This is a genomic window from Cysteiniphilum litorale (assembly GCF_003428165.1).
Taxonomy (GTDB): Bacteria; Pseudomonadota; Gammaproteobacteria; order Francisellales; family Francisellaceae; genus Caedibacter; species Caedibacter litoralis.
Map to the genome: position 1 here is coordinate 1 of NZ_QLIQ01000096.1, position 2948 is coordinate 2948.

Here is a 2948-nt window from a genome sequence, read left to right on the forward strand (position 1 = left end):
CATAACAAGGTATATGTTAAATCGTAATAAAGATTACAACAATGTTTGAATTTTGTATCAAATTAGCAAAATCATCGCATTTGAGTTGCAGTTAAGCCCAGTTTATCTATAATTCCCAGTGCTTAGTCAAGGTGTCTTTTACCCTCTCTTCCTCCCAATAATAAAAGTACCTTGACTGCATCAGATAACACTAAAATTCTTATGGTTTATGATGTTAAGCCATGTAAATTTTTCAAAACAGGGAAAATTGGAGGACTGTGCATAGAATCTATAGCGCAGTTAGAATACGTCAGTAAACCTCATGATGATTTAATAATTGCCATATAGCCCTTACCCCATAAGCGATTGCTAAGGTGTTGTTTAAAATATGATCTTGCATTCCTGTCACTTCCTCCACAGAGGTGTAATCACCAATAAATATTTTTTTTGTAAAAACGTGACAAGCCTTGATACTAAAGCAATCAGATAAGCGATAGGCGATTAGTTTTAAAAAAGTGAATAGTTATAAAAGCTATATAAAATATAGTATTAAGGTACTTTTTGGGAAAAAGCAGTGCTATCTGGAAAAACAGCCTTGTGGCGGCTCAGCAAAGAGAACTTAATTAGCACTAACGACAATTACACTGGCATTGACAGCAAGCAATAATATAGCACAAGCCTATATTATATATGGCTTGGAGTTGGTTTAAACTCGCCTTTGATTACCTTTGATTTTGTTATCTGTGGCACCTCAGCGAAGAACTCTTAACAGCAACTTTGCCGATTTGTCCTAAATATTCAGCTAACAAAATGTGACCGTCAACCTAAGTCAAATATGCAAATTTTTAAAAAATTGACGATTTTCGGCTTATAGCGCGTACATATTTTTCCTTACATTTTCAAAAGCAGTCTAAAATTCCATTTTTTTAGCAATTTTGGTTAAAAATTCAGCTTTCATATTTGGGCGCTGTTTAATTATCTTAAATATGCCAATGCAATCGTTCAAAATTAATAAAAAATACGCTTAAATCGAATTTATTGGCGTTTTCATGTTTTTAAATGTTAATTCTGATTGTTATTTGCACTTATGACGTTAAATTATCGGTGATTTATCATATTTTTAACTTTAAGCGCACTGAACAAAAAACGATCCCCATTTTTGGGGGTTCTTCCAAACAGGGTATTTTCAGCGGTAACTTTGGCATATTGTATTATTTACAGTCAGACTAGCCCAGAGCGCAACTTCAGGAGCTTACACTATCAAAGCACTTTACATTACTTGGGGTAGAGCAATAGACACCTATATTGATTGCTTTTTAAACGAATGGACTAAAGTCGTGCCAGAGCAACAGAGGTTAATGCGTCACTGAATCTTAGCACCTAAGATTTAACTGCCGCATTTCCTATTTTGTGACCACGATTGTGGTAAGAAAAAAGGAAATGGAGTGTTTTTTGTGAATGTGGCGGCTCAGCGTTTGTACCTTAACACGCCTTTTAGCAATATTATTGGGTATATTTCACGCGAAAATAGTCAGGGTGGTCTGTAAAAGCACGTAGCTTAACAAGGGGTATTGGAAAATACTGACACTTTTCACCCTTTAGCACAACAGCCTTTAAAGGTTAAATTTTATACCGAAGTGGGAATTTTGGACTGAATCTTGATTGACTGCATTTTTAAAAGCTAAGATTTCATTTGCCTTGTTATTATTTTGTAAATATTTTTCAGATGCTTTCAAATAAGGCTTTTCGTTCAACTTAAATCAAAATATTTACGGATTATCTCTTATCGCACGAGACATGTTTTTGTCTAAAGTTTAACCCGAAGTGGGACTTTTGTCCTAAATCTTTAAGGCTAGTGTTTCGTCTTAGTGCTAATTTCTTTTTTAAGTTTAAGGACAGTATCAAGATCAAGTCCAGTACCTTGCACGACTTTTTCTACATCAATACCCATGTTTAAAAAATTACGTGCAGTTTCTTCTTTTTCCAAAAAACGCCCTTGTTGCATACCTTGTTGTTCTGCCTTTTGTTCTCGCCTTTCTAGGTAATTCATAAACTCACCACCTGTATTATCATTAATGACACCGATTAATTTATCTATCGCTTCACTGTCAACATCATTGCGACTTTCTATATAAGAGAATACTTGATTTAACAGATTATTGCCAGATTTTATGAAATAAATCGCTTGATTCGGGTACTGTAACAGCCATTCTATCAGCTTATCTGCTAGGTTATCGCGACTGTGTTTCAGCATATATTCAAAAACTAAATTAACGTCAAATTTCCCTAAATCATCATCACTCATGATCGTTAAATCAAGCAAGTTAAATGACTTGAACATATATTCTTTGGCTATTTCTTTATCATCGAAGCAGTCCATCAAGTCGGTAGAGTAAGGATAAGGTGACTCTTTGCCATGATAGATGACGCTTGGTAAAACAATAGGTAACTTATTATTTCCCTGTTGCAAATGCTGTTGCATGATCTGTACCACATACAGCAACAATCTAAACGCCATTAGTTCATCACTGGTGCTTTGATGCTCAAAAAGAAAATATAGATAAACATCTTTATCATTAAGCTTAGTCATATAAAGCACATCACCGACCACTTTACGCAAATTGTGCTGTATAAACTCAGTCGGCATTTGCTTCAAATGTTTTAAATCAAGCTTGCCCACCAACTCCTTTGAATATATCTGTTTCAGTAACGCTTTGGCTTTGCTTTTTTCGGCTAAGTTGGCTTTGAAAAAGACATCGTGGGGTGTCGGTAAGTTGTTGCTTGACTCGTTATTGTCAGTCATTATTTACCATTAGCCGCATCTTTTAATAACTTACCCGCCGTAAATTTAGGCAATTTAGCCGCTTTAATCATTAATGGTGCGCCTGTTTTTGGATTACGCCCACTACGGGCTGCACGCTTACCAACACTGAATTTACCAAAGCCTGTAAAGCTGACAGACTCCCCCT

2 protein-coding genes are annotated in these 2948 nt (G+C 35.4%); both read right to left on the reverse strand.

Annotated elements, in window-relative coordinates; translation table 11 throughout:
• Positions 1 to 1831: 1831 nt before the first annotated feature.
• Positions 1832 to 2782, reverse strand: coding sequence for an Rpn family recombination-promoting nuclease/putative transposase (locus tag DNJ75_RS14525; RefSeq protein WP_117004154.1), 951 nt, complete (start codon positions 2780 to 2782; stop codon positions 1832 to 1834).
• Positions 2782 to 2948, reverse strand: a 167-nt coding sequence (locus DNJ75_RS14530) for an HU family DNA-binding protein (protein ID WP_188618960.1), incomplete at its 5' end; no start/stop codon positions are given. The genes DNJ75_RS14525 and DNJ75_RS14530, both read right to left, overlap by 1 nt.